The organism is Micromonospora sp. NPDC005172 (assembly GCF_040608555.1).
Classification (GTDB): domain Bacteria; phylum Actinomycetota; class Actinomycetes; order Mycobacteriales; family Micromonosporaceae; genus Micromonospora.
In genome coordinates, this window is record NZ_JBEXIL010000043.1 from 35628 (window position 1) to 51419 (window position 15792).

Below are 15792 nucleotides of genomic sequence, written 5' to 3' on the forward strand. Positions count from 1 at the left end.
GAGTCGATGCCGATCGCGGCGGCGGCACAGCCGCGGTGCGGGGAACGGCAGCAGCCGTCGATGATGGAGACGCCAAGCGTCATCGGGTCCTCCTCGGGTGTCCACGCCCTGGGGTACGTCCCGACGGCCGAAGTATCCTGGCTTCCGGATCGATGCTCTCCCCCGGCCTTCCAACCGCAGACACACGGCCGTGACTCACGAGGGGGGATCGCTCCCCGGTGACAGTGGCGGGACCGCGTCGGATTCGCACCGACTTCCTTCACTGCCGTCAGGCCGCGAATGCTGCCACACCCCCACGCTGCGGGTCAACGCCGCTCCGGCCCGCCCAGCAGGCGCGCGTCGCCGAGCTGCGGCGGTGGACACCGCCGCCGATGCCCCCGCCTCGATGCCCGCCCTGCTGTTCGCCACCTCGCCGCCCGCACCCGGATGCCTCGCACCTCGCTACCCGCGGCCCATGCCCGACATCCTTTGCTCTGCTTCCCTACCGGCAACGCGGACGGGGTCGCACTGGCGCCTCCGGTGAAGCAGAGCAAAGGATGCGCGGAGCCCCCTGGCCCGCGTCGGCGGCAGGACGGGGGTGGGCGTGCGGCCGGATGTGTCTCAGCGGGCGTGGCGCTCCGGGTGTGCCCGATTCCACACCCGCATCCGCTCCGGATAGCCGGTGCGGGCCGCCTCGTACAGCGGCACCGCGTGCTTGCGGGCGATGTCGCCGGCCGCCCGGGGTGTGCCGGTGCGGCGGCGGATCCACTCACCGTCGTGGGCGATCGCGACCACTGTGGTGTCGGTGGCGGTGGTCTCCGGCTCCAGGTAGAACTCCACCCCGCGCCGGCTGGCGACGAACGCCTCCAACGCGGCGAGGTCGTCCCGGGTGGCCTCGCGGTCCAGCTTCGTCGGGGTCGCCTCGGCGCCTCGTGACCGCCGGTTGAACCAGCCCATGCCCAGCCCCTCTCCTTTGACGCCACCTCCAGTTCAGCACCGATTCCTGGCAATACGCTGCACGGCGGGTGGGAAAAATCTGACTCACCGGGTCCCGGGCGGAACCCGACACGCGCGAGCGGTGTCAGCAGTGCGAGCCAAACCGGAGGTTCCCCTGGACGACGACGTGCTCGTCACCCGCGCCCGAGCCGGTGACCTGGAGGCGTACGACCTCCTGGTCGCCCGGCACACCGCGTCCGCGTACCGGACGGCGGTGCTGCTCGGCGCGGGACCGGACTCCGAGGACGTCGTCCAGGAGGCGTTCGTGAAGGGGTACCGCAAGCTGTCCCGGTACCGGGGGGAGGCGTCCTTCCGCTCCTGGCTGCTCGCGATCGTCGCCAACGAGACCCGCAACCTGCACCGGTCCCGCTCGCGCCGGGACGGCCTGGTCCTGCGGGCGGCGGCGGCCCACTCGCCCGCGATCGCCGGGGACGACGCGGTCGGCGCGGTCCTCGCCGGTGAGCGCCGCGCCCAGCTGGTGGCGGCCCTGCGCCAACTGCCGGAACGGGACCGCGAGGTGATCGTCTGTCGGTTCCTCCTCGACCTCGGCGAGCAGGAGACGGGCGTCATGCTGGGCTGGCCCCGGGGAACGGTGAAGTCGCGGACCTCGCGGGCGCTGGCGAAACTGCGCGCCCTGCTCGTCGACGAGGAGGCGCACCATGGATGACCTCGGCCGAAACGCCGGCGACCTCGACGCGGAGCTGCGCGGCCTCGAAGCGGAGCTGCACGACCTCGGCGCCTGGCTGGCGACGCCGGACGCGCCGGACGTGACCGCACGCGTACACGACCGTCTCGTCCGTGACGTACGCGGACGGCGTCGATGGCGGTCCCTCGCCGCGGCGACGCTCGTGGCCCTGCTGGTCGCGGCGCTGCCGCCGACGCGCGCCGCCGTCGCCGACGCCGTCGGGGAGGTGCTGCGCTTCGCGGGCGTCGAGATCGCCACGTCGCCGACGCCGTCGTCGCCCGGCGGCGAGCCGTCACCCCTGCCGTCGCTGCGGACGGTGGGCCTCGACGAGGCGCGACGGGCGGTGCGCTTCCCGATCCGTGTGCCGCCCGCGCTCGGTCCGCCGGAGCGGGTGTCGATCGCCGATCCCGACGGCACTGGCGCGTACCGGGTGGCGACGTTGCTCTACGACGGTGGCTCGCTGCGCCTCGACGCGTTCGACGGTCGCCTCGACCTCGCGTTCCACAAACGGACCAGCCGTGCGGGAACGGAGTGGACGCAGGTCGACGGCGACTTCGCCATCTGGGTCGACGGTCCCCACGTGCTGTCCTACGTCGACCGGTCGGGCCAGATCCGTCAGGAGACCGCCCGGCTCGCGGCGCCGACCCTGATCTGGGAGCAGGGCGGGGTGACCTACCGCCTGGAGGGCGCGCGCACGCGAGCCGCGGCGGTGGCGATCGCCGAGTCGCTGCTCTAACTTTCCCGGAACCTGCGCGGCCCAAGCGGTGTCCCCCTGGTACGGGGCACACGTCTCTTCGAGAGGGAGCGCAATGGTCACCTGGGGCAGGTTCCTACTGGGTACGGTCCTTTTGCTGACGGCCTGCACGGCCGCCGGCCGGCCGGAGACGTCGACCGACGGCTCGGTCACGGCGACGCCCGCCGACGGCCCGGCCACAACGTCGGCGACCGGCTGCACGGCGCGGGTCGAGACGGGGACGCTGCCCGACTGGGCGGACGCGGGGTTCACCGGTGACGCCCGCGCCCCGCACACCATCGGCGCGCGGGGCGAGATCGCGGCGGTGCTGTTCGGCGATCCGCTGGCCCAGGTCCGACCGGACGGGTCGAGCAACAAGATCCTGTGGGTGGCGCGGCCCACCACGACGTCGCCGGCCACGACCGCGTCGGCCACGCTGGAGATCACCGCCAGGCTGGACGGCACCGACACGGTAGTGACCCGCGAGGTCGCCGGGGGGCCGGGCCCGTCGATCATCGACCTGCCCCGTGCGGGGTGCTGGCATCTCGACCTGCGCTGGGCCGGGCGCACCGACACGATGGATCTCGTCTACGCCGAACGGAAGCCCTGAGGACGGGGAAGACCCTCCCGCCATATCCAACATATACCGCATGGGGGGACTTGCGGCAAGGCCCCCGGTGTCCCGCAGAATGGCCCGTCCAAGGCCATGACCTGCGGAAACGGGAGCCATGCGGATGAACGAGTCGTCGGCGGCGATCAGTGTGTTCGACCTGCCCGAGAACCGTGCCGCCAAGGCCGACCCGGCTCTCATCGCCCGCGACGAGCAACACTTCGCCGCGATCGCGGCGAGCCTCGCACGGTCGATCGCCGACCTGTCCGACCGCCTCGACGCCGAGCGTCGGGCGCCCGCCGGCAAGGGTCGCCAGGCGGTGGTCCGGGACGAGGAGGTCCGCCGCCTGAGCGGCCGCCTGCGCGCCCTGCGCCGGTTCGGTCTGGACCTGTGCCTCGGCCGCATCGTCCAGGCGGACGATCCCGCGCCGGTCTACATCGGACGCTTCGGTCTCACCGACGCCGACGGTCGAAGGCTGCTGCTCGACTGGCGCTCCCCCGCGGCCGAGCCGTTCTTCGGCGCGACGCACGCCAACCCGATGGGCCTGGCGAGCCGACGTCGGTACCGCTGGACGCTCGGCCGCATCAGCGACTACTGGGACGAGGTGTTCACCCCGGACGGGTTCGCGGGACACGCCGCGCTCGACGACCAGTCGGCGTTCATCGCCAGCCTCGGCGGCAACCGGTCGGCCCGGATGCGCGACGTGCTCGGCACCATCCAGGCCGACCAGGACGCCATCATCCGGGCCGGGTCGGACGGCGCGCTCGTCGTCGACGGTGGCCCGGGTACGGGCAAGACGGTCGTCGCCCTGCACCGCACCGCGTACCTGCTCTACTCCGACCCGCGCCTGCGGCAGCGCCGCGGCGGGGTGCTGTTCGTCGGACCGCACCAGCCCTATCTGGCGTACGTCGCCGACGTCCTGCCGAGCCTCGGCGAGGACGACGTGCAGACCTGCACCCTGCGGGACCTCGTGCCCCAGGGCGCCTCGGCGGCGGTCGAGACCGACCCCGAGGTGGAGCGGCTCAAGGCCTCGGCGGACCTGGTACGGGCGATCGACGCGGCCGTGCGGTTCTACGAGGAGCCGCCGACGACGGCGCTGACGGTCGCGGCCGGCGACACCGACGTCCGGTTGAGCGCGGACGACTGGGCCCAGGCGTTCGAGGCGCCCGGACCGGGCAGCCCGCACAACGAGGCCCGCGACGAGATCTGGGACGAGCTGCTGAACATCCTGCTCGGCAGGTACGACGGCGACGAGCCGGAGGACGCCGTGCGCGCCACGCTGCGGCGCGACGCGACACTCCGTACGACGATCAACCGTGCCTGGCCGCTGCTCGACGCGACCGACATCGTCGCGGACCTGTGGTCCGTGCCCGCGTACCTGCGCAGGTGCGCCCCGTGGCTCGCCCCCGACGACGTCCGCCGGCTCCAGCGCGCCGACGCCCGCGCGTGGACGGTGGCCGACCTGCCGCTGCTGGACGCGGCGCGGCAGCGGCTCGGCGACCCGGAGGCGTCGCGGCGCAACCGCCGACGTGAGGCGACGATCGCCACCGAGCGGGTCCGCATGGCGGCGGTCGTCGACGAGCTGATCGAGGCGCACACCTACGACGACGGCGAGGGCGTGCTGTCCAGCCTGCGCCAACTGGACCTGCAGGACGCGCTGGTCGACGAGGCCGTCCTGCCCAGCGCCGACGCGGATCTGCTGGCCGGCCCGTTCGCGCACATCGTCGTGGACGAGGCGCAGGAGCTGACCGACGCGCAGTGGCAGATGCTCCTGCTGCGCTGCCCGTCGCGCAGCTTCACCATCGTCGGGGACCGCGCCCAGGCCCGGAACGGGTTCACCGGGTCGTGGCGGGAGCGACTCGCCCGCGTCGGACTCGACCGGGTGACGCTGACCTCGCTGACCATCAACTACCGGACGCCCCGGGAGGTCATGGCGCAGGCCGAGCCGGTCATCCGGGCCGTGCTTCCGGACGCGAACGTGCCGACCTCGATCCGCGGCAACGGCATCCCGGTCACCCACGGGTCGGTGCGCGACCTGGACGCGATCGTCGACGGCTGGCTCGCGGAGCACGCCGAGGGGATCGCCTGCGTCATCGGCGAGCCCACGTTCCGGCCGACGACGGATCGCGTCCGGTCGCTGAGCCCGGAACTGTCCAAGGGGTTGGAGTTCGACCTGGTCGTCCTCGTCGACCCGGAGGCGTTCGGCGAGGGCATCCAGGGGGCGGTCGACAGGTATGTGGCGATGACGCGCGCGACCCAGCGGCTCGTCGTCCTCACCGATTAGTACTGCAACGGCAGTAGGCGAATCGAGTTCGGTTCGCGTTCGTTGGTCTGGCTGTGACGGATGTTGATGTCGATCGGTGGCATGGCGAGTTGGACCGGTTGCATGCCCGTATCGGGCCTCGGTTTCGTCGGGCGGAGCCGCGGTTGAGGGCGCGTCAGTACCTGTGCGGGCTGGTGTCGGGTCTGGGGCGTAAGAACGGCTGGACGTTGGCTGAGCAGGCCGGGGATGTGTCGCCGGACGGGATGCAGCGGTTGTTGCGGTGGGCGGACTGGGACGTCGACGCGGTCCGCGACGACGTGCGGGACTACGTGATCGAGCACCTCGGAGACCCGGCCGGTGTGTTGATCGTCGATGACACCGGGTTCCTGAAGAAGGGCACCCGGTCGGCCGGGGTGCAGCGGCAGTATTCGGGCACTGCCGGGCGGACGGAGAACTGCCAGGTCGGGGCGTTCCTGGCCTACCGCTCGGCGAAGGGCCACGCGCTGATCGATCGGCAGCTCTACCTGCCGGCGTCGTGGACCGATGACCGGCACCGGTGTCGGGCGGCGGGGATCCCGGACGAGGTGCAGTTCGCCACGAAGGTCCAGATGGCCCGGGACATGCTGACCCGGGCGCTCGATGCCGGGGTCCCGGTCGGGTGGGTGACGATGGACGAGGCCTACGGGCAGTCGAAGTCGCTGCGGGTGTGGTTGGAACACCGGGATGTGGGTTATGTGGTCGCGACCCGCCGCAACGACGACATGATCACCACCACGATGGGCCGGGCCCGCGCGGACGACCTGATCGCAGCCCTTCCCGCCCAGGCGTGGTGCCGGCTGTCCGCCGACGCGGGCGCTCACGGGCCCCGCGAGTACTGGTGGGCAAGGGTGCCGGTGCGCATCTGCTGGCAGCCCGGTCGGGGGCACTGGCTGCTCGCCCGGCGCAGCATGACGACCGGGGAGATCGCGTACTACGTCTGCTACGGACCTCGCCGCACCCGCCTGGTCGACCTCGTCCGGATCGCCGGGACTCGGTGGGCGATCGAGGAGTGCTTCCAGCAGGCCAAGAACGAAGCCGGCCTCGACGAGTACCAGGTCCGCGACTGGCGAGCCTGGTACGCCCACATCACCCTGTCCATGGCCGCCTACGCCTGGCTGTCCGTCGCCCGATCCCTTACCGCAAAAGGGGAACCAGCACCGACGACGACATGATGATCGGCTACACCGTACCGGAGATCCGAAGACTGCTCACCGCACTCGTAGTGCGATCAACCCACCCACCAGAGCGCGTCTGGGCCTGGTCCCGATGGCGCAGACGACGCCAACACCAAGCCCGAACCTGCCACTACCGACGACACGGATACCCCTGACCAACTGCCGTTGCAGTACTAGGCTGCCGGGCGTGTCGGACGACGTGCGGGAGGCGGCGGCGCACAACAACGCGCAATGGTGCGATGCCGTGTGCGCCAGTCACGGGCTGGTCGGGCGGATCGACGCCGAGGCGTGGTCGGTGCCCCGCCGCTCCCCACCCTGGTATCCGGACGCGGTCACCCTGCGCCCCGGCGTCGACCCCGACGCGCTGCTGGCGCGGATCGACGCCGGGGCCGGCGCGTCGGTGAAGGACAGCTTCGCCGACGTGGACCTCTCGGCGTACGGGTTCCGGGTGCTCTTCGAGGCGCAGTGGATCCATCGCCCGCCCACCGAGCCGCCGGCCGGCGCGCCGCTCACCCCGGTCACTACTGCGCGAGGGCTGGCGGCCTGGGCGAGCGCGCACGGCGGTGGGGAGCTGTTCCGCCCGGCGCTGCTGGCCGACCCGCGAATCCGGGTGCTGGCCCGCTTCGACGATCGGGGCGCTGTCGTCGGCGGGGCGGTGCTCAGTGGCGACGACCCGGTGGGCGTCTCCAACCTGTTCAGCAGCACGGACGACCCGGACGAGATCTGGCGTGCGGTCGTCGTCACCCGACCCGACGTACCCCTGGTCGGCTACGAGTCCGCACCCGACCTGCCCCCAGCCCGCCGAGCCGGCTTCATCCCCGCAGGTCCCCTGCGCGTCTGGCTCCGATGATCATGAAGTTATGAGCGCGACACGCCGGCATCCTTGGCAATAACTTCATGATCACCGGCACCGGCACCGGCACCGGCACCGGCACCGGCAGCGGCAGCGGGCCCGGCCGGGGCGGGGCGGGGCGGGGGCCGGGGCGGGGTTCAGGTCAGGCGGGTCAGGTCCTCGGGGGTTAGGCGTAGGGACGCGGCGGCGATGTTCTCGACCAGGTGTGCGGGGTCGCCGGTGCCGGGGATGGCGAGGACGTGCTCGCCCTGGTGCAGGGTCCAGGCCAGGCGTACCTGCGACGGGGTGACGCCGTGGTCGCGGGCTACCGCCTCGACGGCCGCGCCCGGCGCGGCGGTCGCGCCCGCCTCCCGGGACGTTCCGGCCAGCGCGAAGAACGGCACGTAGGCGATCCCCCGCGCACCGCAGGCCCGGACGAAGGCGTCCTGCTCCCGGTACGCGTCCACCCCGTAGTTGTTCTGCACGCAGACCACCGGTGCGATGGCGGCCGCCTCGTCCAGCTGCTCGGGCCGGGCGTTGGACAGTCCGAGGTGCCGGATCAGCCCGGCGTCGCGCAGTTCGGCCAGGACGCCGAACCGCTCGGCCAGCGGCCACGTGCCCGGCCCCCGGCCGAGCCGCAGGTTCACCACGTCGAGCTGGTCGCGGCCGAGACGACGCAGGTTCTCCTCGACCTGCGCGCGCAGCTGCGCGGGGGTGACCGCCTCGGTGAACCCGGCCTCCGGGTCGTAGCCGAAGCCGACCTTGGTGGCGATCACCAGATCCTCGGGGTACGGGGCGAGGGCCGCCCGGATCAGCTCGGTGGCGTACCGGGCGGGACCGGTGCCCACCCGCAGGGTTCCGCCGGGCGAGACGTAGAACGCGGCCGTGTCGATGTGGTTGACACCCAGCTCCACCGCGCGGCGCAGCAGCGCTATCGCACGCTCGCGGTCCGGGTTCGCGGTGATCCGCATCGAGCCGAAGCCCATCCGGCGCACCGTGCGGTCGCCCAGGGTCCAGGTGCCCGCCGCGGCGGCGGTGATCTCGTCAGTTGGCATCGGGCGACCGTAGCCACGGCGGGCGCGCGGCGCACTCGGCCGCACGCCCGATACCGGTACGCCCCAATCCGGGTTAGTTTGGTGGTGTTGCCGACGTCTGCCCGGCGGCGGCCTCCTTCGACATGTCCCGGGCAGCGACCGGCGGGCGCAGCGTCGGCACCAGCGCCAGGGTCGGCAGGAGCAGCAGCGGCACCACCAGCAGCGCCCGCAGGATGCCGACATGGTCGCCGAGCAGCCCCAGCAGCGGCGGGCCACCCAGGAAGGCCGTGTAGCCGATCACCGCGACCACGCTGACCCGTACCGCCGCGTGCGCCTCCTCGTCGGCCGCCGCGCTCATGCCGACCGGGAAGCCCAGCGACGCGCCGATCCCCCACAGCGCCACGCCGACGATGGCCACCGGACCCGAGCCGGCCAGCACGGCCAGCGCCGCGCCGGCGGCGGCGAGCAGGACGGTGCCGCAGAGCACCGGCACCCGGCCCCAGCGGTCCAAGGCGACAGTGCCGGCGGTACGCCCGAGGGTCATGCCGACGACGAACACGCCGAACACCGCCGCGCCGGCCGCCTCGCTGAGGTCGCGGCCGTCCACGAACGCGACCGCCAGCCAGTCGTTGGCGCTGCCCTCGGTGAACGCCGCCACCAGCACGAACAGCCCGATCAGCAGGGTGCGCGGCTCGCGCCACGCGGCGAGCTGGGCCCGACGGCGGCCGGCCGGGCTGGTGTCGGTCGAGGTGTCGGTGGCGTCGACGACAGGTTGCGGCAGGAACGCCCGGGACGCGAACGCGGTGCCGACCAGCACCACCACCGCGATTACTGCGACGTGCGCGCCGACCGGCACGTCCAGCCGGGCCGCGCCCGCGCCGAAGCCCGCGCCGGCCACCGAGCCGAGACTCCAGGCAGCGTGGAAGCGAGGCATGACGGTACGCCCCAACCGGCGCTCCACCGCCGCGCCCTCGACGTTCATCGCCACGTCGCAGGCGCCGGAGCCGTAACCGAAGGCGACCATCCCCAACGCGACGACGACGGCCGACCCGGCGACCGTAGCGCCCAGCCCGGCCACGATCAGGCCGATCGCGACGAGCACGGTGGCGAGGGTCACGGTGCGGGCCGAGCCGAGGCGCTGGGCGAGCAGGCCGGACGTCGGCATGGCGAGCAACGCGCCGACGCTCAGCGCCAGCAACAGCAGCCCGAGGCGGCCGGCGGACAGGTCCAGCGCCTCCCGGACGGCCGGCACCCGGGAGAACCAGCTGCCGACGGCCAGGCCGTTCAGGGTGAAGGTCAGGGCGACGCCGTTGCGGGCGAGCCGGACGGCCCGCGCCGGGACGGTGGCGTCCGGGGCGACGGCGGGACTGGTGGGGGCACTCACGGGGTGGTCCTCTTCCTAGGGGTGATCTCCTCGCACGATCGCACACCTGAGAGCGCTACCACCACAAGCGGGCCACCACCCCTTACCGGGAGCCCGCAGGTCGGGGGATGATTCCTGGCAGGCGTACGCCCGCACCGGGCGGGCACCCGGGGGGAGGGCACGATGACGGCAGCGGCGCACCGGCCGGCCACGCTGGAGGACGTCGCCCGGGCCGCCGGCGTGTCCCGGTCCACCGCGTCGCGGGTGATCGCCGGCACGGGGTTCGCCTCGCCGGCCGCCCGGGCGCGGGTGGCGACGGCCGCCGACCAGCTCGGCTACGTGCCCAACCCGGCCGCCCGGGCACTGGTACGCGGCGGCGGCGTGCGGCTGGTGGTGGCCGCCCTGGGGACCAGCGCCGCGGTGCTGGACGACCCGTACGTCCACAAGGTGGTCGGCTCGGCCGCCCGGGTGTGCGCGCCGGCCGGCGTCGGAGTGGCGCTGCACTGGCTGCCGCTGGGCGAGCCGCACGGGCTCGACCAGCTCGCCGCCGACCGGAGCGTGTGCGGCGTCGTGCTGGTCAACACCACCGAGGAGTTGCTGGAGGCGGTACCCCGGGCACTGTATGGCCGGATCGCCTCGATCGGCATCGGCTCGGCCACGGTGCCGTCGTTCGACGTCGACAACACCGCCGGCACCGACGCGGTGCTGCGCCACCTGTACGCCACGGGCCGTCGCCGCATCGCCATGGTGACCGGTCCGCGCTGGCTGCCGTGCGCGCAGCGGCCGGTCCGGGCGTACCGCGACCTGATGCGCCAGGCCGGCCTGCCCGAGCGGGTCGTGCAGGGAGACTTCACGGCGGCGCGGGGCCGGGAGGCGGCCGGCGAGGCGCTGCGCCGCTGGCCGGACGTCGACGCGATCTACGCGATCAGCGACGAGACGGCCCTCGGCGTGATCGTGGCGCTGCGCGAGGACGGTGTGCGCGTACCCGGGGATGTCGCGGTGGCCGGTTTCGACGACATCCCGCTGGCCGGCATGACCGCGCCGGCGCTGACCACCGCGAGCCACCCCGTGGGCCGGATCGCCGCCGCGGCGGCCGCCGCCGTGCTGGCCGGTCGTCCGGGAGCGCCGGTGACGCTCTTCCCGTCCACGCTGGTGGCCCGCGACAGTGCCTGAGCGCCCCGCCGGTTAACGGGCGGCCGGCCGGGTAACCGCCTCGCACCTCTCGTCGACCGCGAGGAGCTGGTGGCCCGTGTCCGACCCCGCGCCGCCGACCCGAGCGCCCGCGCAGGGCTCCCGGGACGGCCGGTTGACCACTCGCCCGCACCCGCCGGTGGTGACCGGGCCCACCGGTGTCGTGCCGCTGCCCGGCGGCGACGGCGGTAGGCCGGCGATGGCGTACGTGCCGGAGCCGGCGGCCGACCGCGCCCCCTACCGGCTGGTGGTGCTGCTGCACGGGGCGGGAGGTTCCGCCCGGCACGGACTGGACCTGCTGCTGCCGGTCGCGGACGCGTACCGCCTGCTGCTGATCGCCCCCCAGTCGTCGGCGACCAGTTGGGACCTGATCGCCGGTGACTTCGGGGTGGACGTCGGGCACATCGACGCGTTGCTGGCCAGCGCGTTCGACGGCTACCCGGTCGCCGGTGTGACGCTTGGCGGTTTCTCCGACGGGGCCTCGTACGCGCTCTCGCTGGGCCTGGCCAACGGCGACCTGGTCGACGCGGTGCTGGCCTTCTCCCCCGGCTTCGCCGCGCCGCCGGTCGTCCGCGGGCGACCACGGATCTTCGTCTCGCACGGGGTGGACGACCGAGTTCTGCCGATCGACGTGTGCAGCCGCCGCTTCGTGCCGCACCTGCGCGGTATCGGCTACGACGTCACCTACGAGGAGTTCGCCGGCGGCCACGACCTGCCCGCCCGGGTCCGCGAGACCGCCACCGACTGGCTCACCGCATGACCGGATCGCCGGGCCGGGTCAGACGGCGGGGAGGCCGAGGGCCTCGTCCACGCGCGCCAGGACGGCGGCGTCGTCGGGATGCACGCCCCGCAGCAGGTCGATGGCGGTTGCCCGGACCTGACCGATGATCATGGCGAGGGGAAGGGTCTGGGTCGAGCCGAAGAGCTGCCCGGCGGTACGGACGGCGGCCAGCGCGGCGTCGTCCGCCCGCAGGGCGTGCTGGTCGGCGACGTCCTCCTGCCCGTCCAGGTCGGCGGCGAGCGCCCCGCCGGCCTCCCGGACCGCCTCCACCAGGCAGCGCAACGCGTCGCCCAGCTCGGGCGGCGTGGGAGTCCGCAGTCGGCTGAGCGTCACACCGGCGCGGGCCAGCACCCGGACGTTGCGCACGACGTAGTCGATCTGCCGGACCGACTCGTCCACCGACCGCAGCCGGCCGATGTGCCGACGTCGGCGCACGTTGAGCCGCAGCGCCTCGCCGGCGGCGAGCACGCCGTCGCGCAGTCCGTCGACCCGGGCGTCCATGCCCCGGGCGCGCGTGAGCGCCGCCACCGCCGCCGCCTCGTCGCGTTCGTCCAGCGCGTCGGCGATCTCGCCCAGCAGACCGGCCAGCTCGTCGAACGTCCGCCGCACCTCGGCGACGAGCGGCGCGAGCGGGTGCCGGGCGTCGACGAGCAGGCTGACGGCGAGCGCCACCGTGCCGCCGATCAGCGCGTCGACGAAGCGGAACGGCACCAGCGACGCGTCCGCCGGCGCGACCACCACCAGGTAGAGCGCGGAGACCGCGGCCTGCACCAGGGTCACGCCGGTGGCGCCGAAGGCGACCGCGAGCAGGACGGTGAGCAGGATGACGGCGCAGACCGTCCACGTGCTGCCGGGCCCCAGCGCCTGCACGACCAGGTCCGCGACGAGCACCCCGGCGGCGACCCCGAGCACCACCTCGACCGCTCGCCGGATGCGCTGCCCACGCGCCTGACCGAGGACGATCAGCGCGGCGGCCGGCGCGAAGAACGGCTGCGGGTGCCCGAGCAGGCGGGTGGCGAGCAGCCAGGCCACGGTCGCCGCGACGGTCGCCTCCAGCACCGGACGCCAACCCTGCCGCAACCGGCGGCCGGCGACCCGCAGGCCCTCGAACCACGCCATCGCCACCTCCCACCGGTCGACCGACGCCGTGCACGGCCGGGAACGATCACCGGTCCACGGCCGGAACGCTTCTCGCGTGATCGTCCACCATCGCGCGGCGGAGCCGCCTACCGGGCTGCTCGCCGCCGTCCCGCTTTCGTCCTGCGCACAGTCCGGGCCCGCTCAACGTCCGGTCAGGGCGCGCAGCAGCGTACGGACGGCGTCGGCGAGGTCGGCGCGGCTGGCCGCGCTGCCGGAGGGCGGGGCGGTGAGCGCGCCCGCGCCGACCAGACGGTCGAAGAGCAGCCCGTCGACGTACGCGACGAACTGGTCACCCTGACGGTCGGGGTCGGTGGCGCCGGCCCGGCTCAGCAGGTCGCGTGCCTGTGCGCGAATGCCGGTGCCGTGTTGCAGGATGCCGCGCAGCTCGGGGCGGTGCACCGCCTCCAGGAGGCAGGCGTAGCGGGTCAGCGTGCGGCTGCGCCCCACGCTCAGCCACCGGTCGAGCACCTCGGCGACCCCGGCGGCGAGCTGGTCGAGGTCGCCGCTGTCCAGCCGGGGACCCGGCGCCGGGGCGGGCGGCTCGGTGGGCAGGTCGTTCGCGGCCAGGTCCAGCCGGTCCCGCTCGACGAGGCGTTGCACGACCGCCTCGATCAGCGCCTGCCGGGTGCGCAGATACGCCGAGGTGGTGCCGGGTGGCAGCTCGGCGCGCGCGTCGACGGCCCGATGGGTGAGCGCCCGCATGCCGCCGTCGGCGATCAGTTCGATGGCCGCGTCGGTCAGCAGCGCGATCCGGTGGGCGCGGGCGTTCAACGGGGTTCCTCCTCTGCGCGGTGCGCAGGTAGTATCCCTCTTCTACAGGTGTAGAAGGGTGGACGACATGGACGAGCCACACGCGGTGGTGGTCGGCGGCGGCATCGGGGGGCTGAGCGCGGCGCTCGCCCTGCACCGGCGTGGTTGGCGGGTCACCGTGCTGGAACGCGCCCCCGAACTGCGCGAGGTGGGCGCCGGGCTGAGCCTGATGGCCAACGCGCTACGCGCCCTGGACGCCCTCGGCCTGAGCTCGGCCCTGCGGTCCAACGCGCACGCCGAGGCCCCCGGCGGGGTCCGCGACCGGCGGGGCCGGTGGCTGTCCCGCATGGACGCGGCAGAGATGGTCCGACAGCTCGGCACCAGCGCGCTCGGCGTCCACCGGGCCACCCTGCACCGCATCCTGCGCGAGGCGCTGCCCGCGTCGTCGCTGCACACCGGTGCCGAGGTCGAGCACGTCGACTCCGACTCCGACCACGCGACGGTGCGCTACCGCGGGCCCGACGGCCCGCGAACCCTCCACGCCGACCTGGTGGTCGGCGCCGACGGCCTGCGCAGCCGGCTGCGCGCCCAGCTCTGGCCGGAGATCCCCGCCCCGGTGTACGCGGGCTCGACGGCCTGGCGGGCCGCCATCGCGTTCCCGGAACCGATCCCGACGGCGATCACCTGGGGCCCGGCCGCCGAGTTCGGCATGGTGCCGATCGGCGACGGCTGGCTCTACTGGTACGCGGCCCGCAACGCCCCGCCCGGCGGCCACGCCCCGGACGAGCTGGCGGCGGTTCGGGAGCACTTCGGCACGTGGCACGACCCCATCCCCGCGCTGCTGGCCGCCACCCCACCCGGAGTGGTCCTGCGCAACGACATCCACCACCTGGCCACGGCGCTGCCGTCGTACGTGCGGGGACGGGTGGCCCTGCTCGGCGACGCGGCCCACGCGATGACGCCGAACCTCGGGCAGGGCGCCGGCCAGGCCATCGAGGACGCGGTGGTGCTCGGCGCGGCCTGCGCCGGGGGCGCGCAGGGGTTGCCCGCCGCCCTGGCGGCGTACGACGAGCAGCGTCGCCCCCGCACCCAGGCCGTCGCCCGCGCGTCCCTGCGCGCCGGGCGGTACGGCCAGCAACTGCGCAACCCTCTCGCCCTCGCGGCCCGCACCGCCGCGCTGCGCCTCGTCCCGGCCAGCGTCACGCTGCGGAGCATGACCTGGTGCGTCGACTGGCGGCCGCCGCAGGGCTGAGTCACCGCTCATTCCGGCCGGCGGCGCAAAGCTTCAGTCTATTCTTCGGGACCGCTCTCGGCCTCGGCCAAATACGACAGCGCGCCGGTACAATCGGCGACTACCTAGTGACCGATCGCTGACTGCCGATGGTGAAAGCGATCACACACACTGAGCGCATGAACAGGAGAGTCAACCGCGGTAGGGCATTCCGCGTCGCGGTGTGTCTCCTTCTGCTCGCCGCGTTGAGCGGCTGCATGCAACTCAACATGGGGCTCACCGTCAACGCCGACGACACGGTCGACGGCCAGTTGCTGCTGACCGCCCAGAAGTCCGTGCTGAGCTCCCAGAACAAGAACATCCCGGCCGCGTTCGCCGAGCTGCGGCAGAACATTCCGGCGCTGCCTCCCGGCGAGGAGACAGGCTACGAGGACAGCAAACTCTTCGGCACCCAGATCAATTACCGCAGGGCACCGCTGGCGGGCTTCGACAGCGCGAGCGTCAAACTGGTCCGGGACGGCGACTTCTACCGTTTCACGTTACCGCTGGACCCGAAGAAATACGGCGGGAAAGCTACCCAGCAGAATCCTCAACAGCAGCAGGCATTCCTCAAGCTGATGTCGTTCGAGATCTCGGTGACCTTTCCCGGACGGGTGATCGACACCAATGGCATCGTCAACGGTCGATCGGTCACCTGGAAGGTCGACTCCAACCAGGACAAGCCGACGGAACTGCGCGCCGTCGCCGAGGCGCCGCCCCGCCCCTCGGCCTCGCCGGCAGCCGCCGACACCGAATCGGGTGGTTTCCCGTGGCTGCTGGTCGTCGGGGGCGTACTCCTGCTGCTCGTCCTCACCGCTGTGGTCGTACTCCTGCTGCGTCGGCGTCGCTCGGCGGCGCCGGCGGCACCCGGTGCGGCCGCGTCCGACCCGACCGTTCCCGGCCCAGCGAGGGTGAGGTCGAACTGCTCGGCGATGCCGTTGAATGTGTTGT

Annotated in this window: 15 protein-coding genes and 1 riboswitch; of the genes, 10 read left to right on the forward strand and 5 right to left on the reverse strand. The window is 73.5% G+C overall.

Translation table 11 applies throughout. From position 1 onward, the window contains the following. Positions 1 to 130 precede the first annotated feature (130 nt). Positions 131 to 260, reverse strand: a riboswitch (cobalamin riboswitch). A gap of 340 nt (positions 261 to 600) precedes the next feature. Continuing rightward, on the reverse strand, positions 601 to 936 hold the full coding sequence (locus tag ABZV06_RS24830) for a hypothetical protein (protein ID WP_355624519.1): 336 nt from the start codon (positions 934 to 936) through the stop codon (positions 601 to 603). A 130-nt stretch (positions 937 to 1066) separates the two neighbouring features. Here ABZV06_RS24830 and ABZV06_RS24835 point away from each other — a divergent pair, with 130 nt between their 5' ends. The 6 genes from ABZV06_RS24835 (at position 1067) to ABZV06_RS24860 (ending at position 7330) form a co-directional block, all read left to right on the forward strand. Continuing rightward, positions 1067 to 1642: an RNA polymerase sigma factor gene (locus ABZV06_RS24835; protein ID WP_355624521.1), complete on the forward strand. Its 576-nt coding sequence runs from the start codon at positions 1067 to 1069 to the stop codon at positions 1640 to 1642. Then, positions 1635 to 2396: a hypothetical protein gene (locus ABZV06_RS24840; RefSeq protein ID WP_355239097.1), complete on the forward strand. Its 762-nt coding sequence runs from the start codon at positions 1635 to 1637 to the stop codon at positions 2394 to 2396. Before ABZV06_RS24835 ends, ABZV06_RS24840 begins: the two co-directional genes overlap by 8 nt. Before the next feature lie 73 nt (positions 2397 to 2469). After that, entirely contained in the window at positions 2470 to 3003 is a 534-nt protein-coding gene (locus tag ABZV06_RS24845; protein ID WP_355239100.1) for a hypothetical protein, read from the forward strand. A gap of 124 nt (positions 3004 to 3127) precedes the next feature. Next, entirely contained in the window at positions 3128 to 5287 is a 2160-nt protein-coding gene (gene helR / locus ABZV06_RS24850; protein ID WP_355624523.1) for an RNA polymerase recycling motor ATPase HelR, read from the forward strand. A 98-nt stretch (positions 5288 to 5385) separates the two neighbouring features. Next, positions 5386 to 6477, forward strand: coding sequence for an IS701 family transposase (locus ABZV06_RS24855; RefSeq protein WP_355624535.1), 1092 nt, complete (start codon positions 5386 to 5388; stop codon positions 6475 to 6477). A gap of 190 nt (positions 6478 to 6667) precedes the next feature. Continuing rightward, positions 6668 to 7330, forward strand: coding sequence for a hypothetical protein (locus ABZV06_RS24860; protein ID WP_355624525.1), 663 nt, complete (start codon positions 6668 to 6670; stop codon positions 7328 to 7330). A 140-nt stretch (positions 7331 to 7470) separates the two neighbouring features. Here the strand turns inward: ABZV06_RS24860 and ABZV06_RS24865 are convergent, their stop codons facing one another. Together ABZV06_RS24865 and ABZV06_RS24870 are read right to left on the reverse strand one after the other, a co-directional pair. Then, a complete protein-coding gene (locus ABZV06_RS24865) occupies positions 7471 to 8367 on the reverse strand; it encodes an aldo/keto reductase (RefSeq protein WP_355239108.1) in 897 nt (298 codons plus the stop codon). A 73-nt stretch (positions 8368 to 8440) separates the two neighbouring features. After that, a complete protein-coding gene (locus tag ABZV06_RS24870) occupies positions 8441 to 9730 on the reverse strand; it encodes an MFS transporter (RefSeq protein ID WP_355624527.1) in 1290 nt (429 codons plus the stop codon). Between the two features lie 162 nt (positions 9731 to 9892). Between ABZV06_RS24870 and ABZV06_RS24875 the strand changes: the two genes are divergently transcribed. Both ABZV06_RS24875 and ABZV06_RS24880 read left to right on the forward strand, forming a co-directional pair. Further along, entirely contained in the window at positions 9893 to 10882 is a 990-nt protein-coding gene (locus tag ABZV06_RS24875) for a LacI family DNA-binding transcriptional regulator (protein WP_355624529.1), read from the forward strand. Between the two features lie 76 nt (positions 10883 to 10958). Continuing rightward, positions 10959 to 11660 (forward strand): phospholipase, encoded by a 702-nt coding sequence (locus tag ABZV06_RS24880; RefSeq protein WP_355239117.1) that lies wholly within the window; start codon positions 10959 to 10961, stop codon positions 11658 to 11660. An 18-nt stretch (positions 11661 to 11678) separates the two neighbouring features. On the opposite strand, the gene ABZV06_RS24885 is transcribed toward ABZV06_RS24880, so the two are convergent. Together ABZV06_RS24885 and ABZV06_RS24890 are read right to left on the reverse strand one after the other, a co-directional pair. Beyond that, positions 11679 to 12800: an FUSC family protein gene (locus ABZV06_RS24885; RefSeq protein WP_355624531.1), complete on the reverse strand. Its 1122-nt coding sequence runs from the start codon at positions 12798 to 12800 to the stop codon at positions 11679 to 11681. A 162-nt stretch (positions 12801 to 12962) separates the two neighbouring features. Continuing rightward, positions 12963 to 13592 carry a TetR/AcrR family transcriptional regulator gene (locus ABZV06_RS24890; protein WP_355239123.1) on the reverse strand — a complete coding sequence of 210 codons (630 nt, stop codon included), beginning with the start codon at positions 13590 to 13592 and terminating at the stop codon, positions 12963 to 12965. A 67-nt stretch (positions 13593 to 13659) separates the two neighbouring features. Between ABZV06_RS24890 and ABZV06_RS24895 the strand changes: the two genes are divergently transcribed. Together ABZV06_RS24895 and ABZV06_RS24900 are read left to right on the forward strand one after the other, a co-directional pair. After that, entirely contained in the window at positions 13660 to 14823 is a 1164-nt protein-coding gene (locus ABZV06_RS24895) for an FAD-dependent oxidoreductase (RefSeq protein WP_355239126.1), read from the forward strand. Between the two features lie 158 nt (positions 14824 to 14981). After that, positions 14982 to 15792: hypothetical protein (locus ABZV06_RS24900; protein WP_355624533.1), on the forward strand; the 811-nt coding region annotated here is incomplete at its 3' end.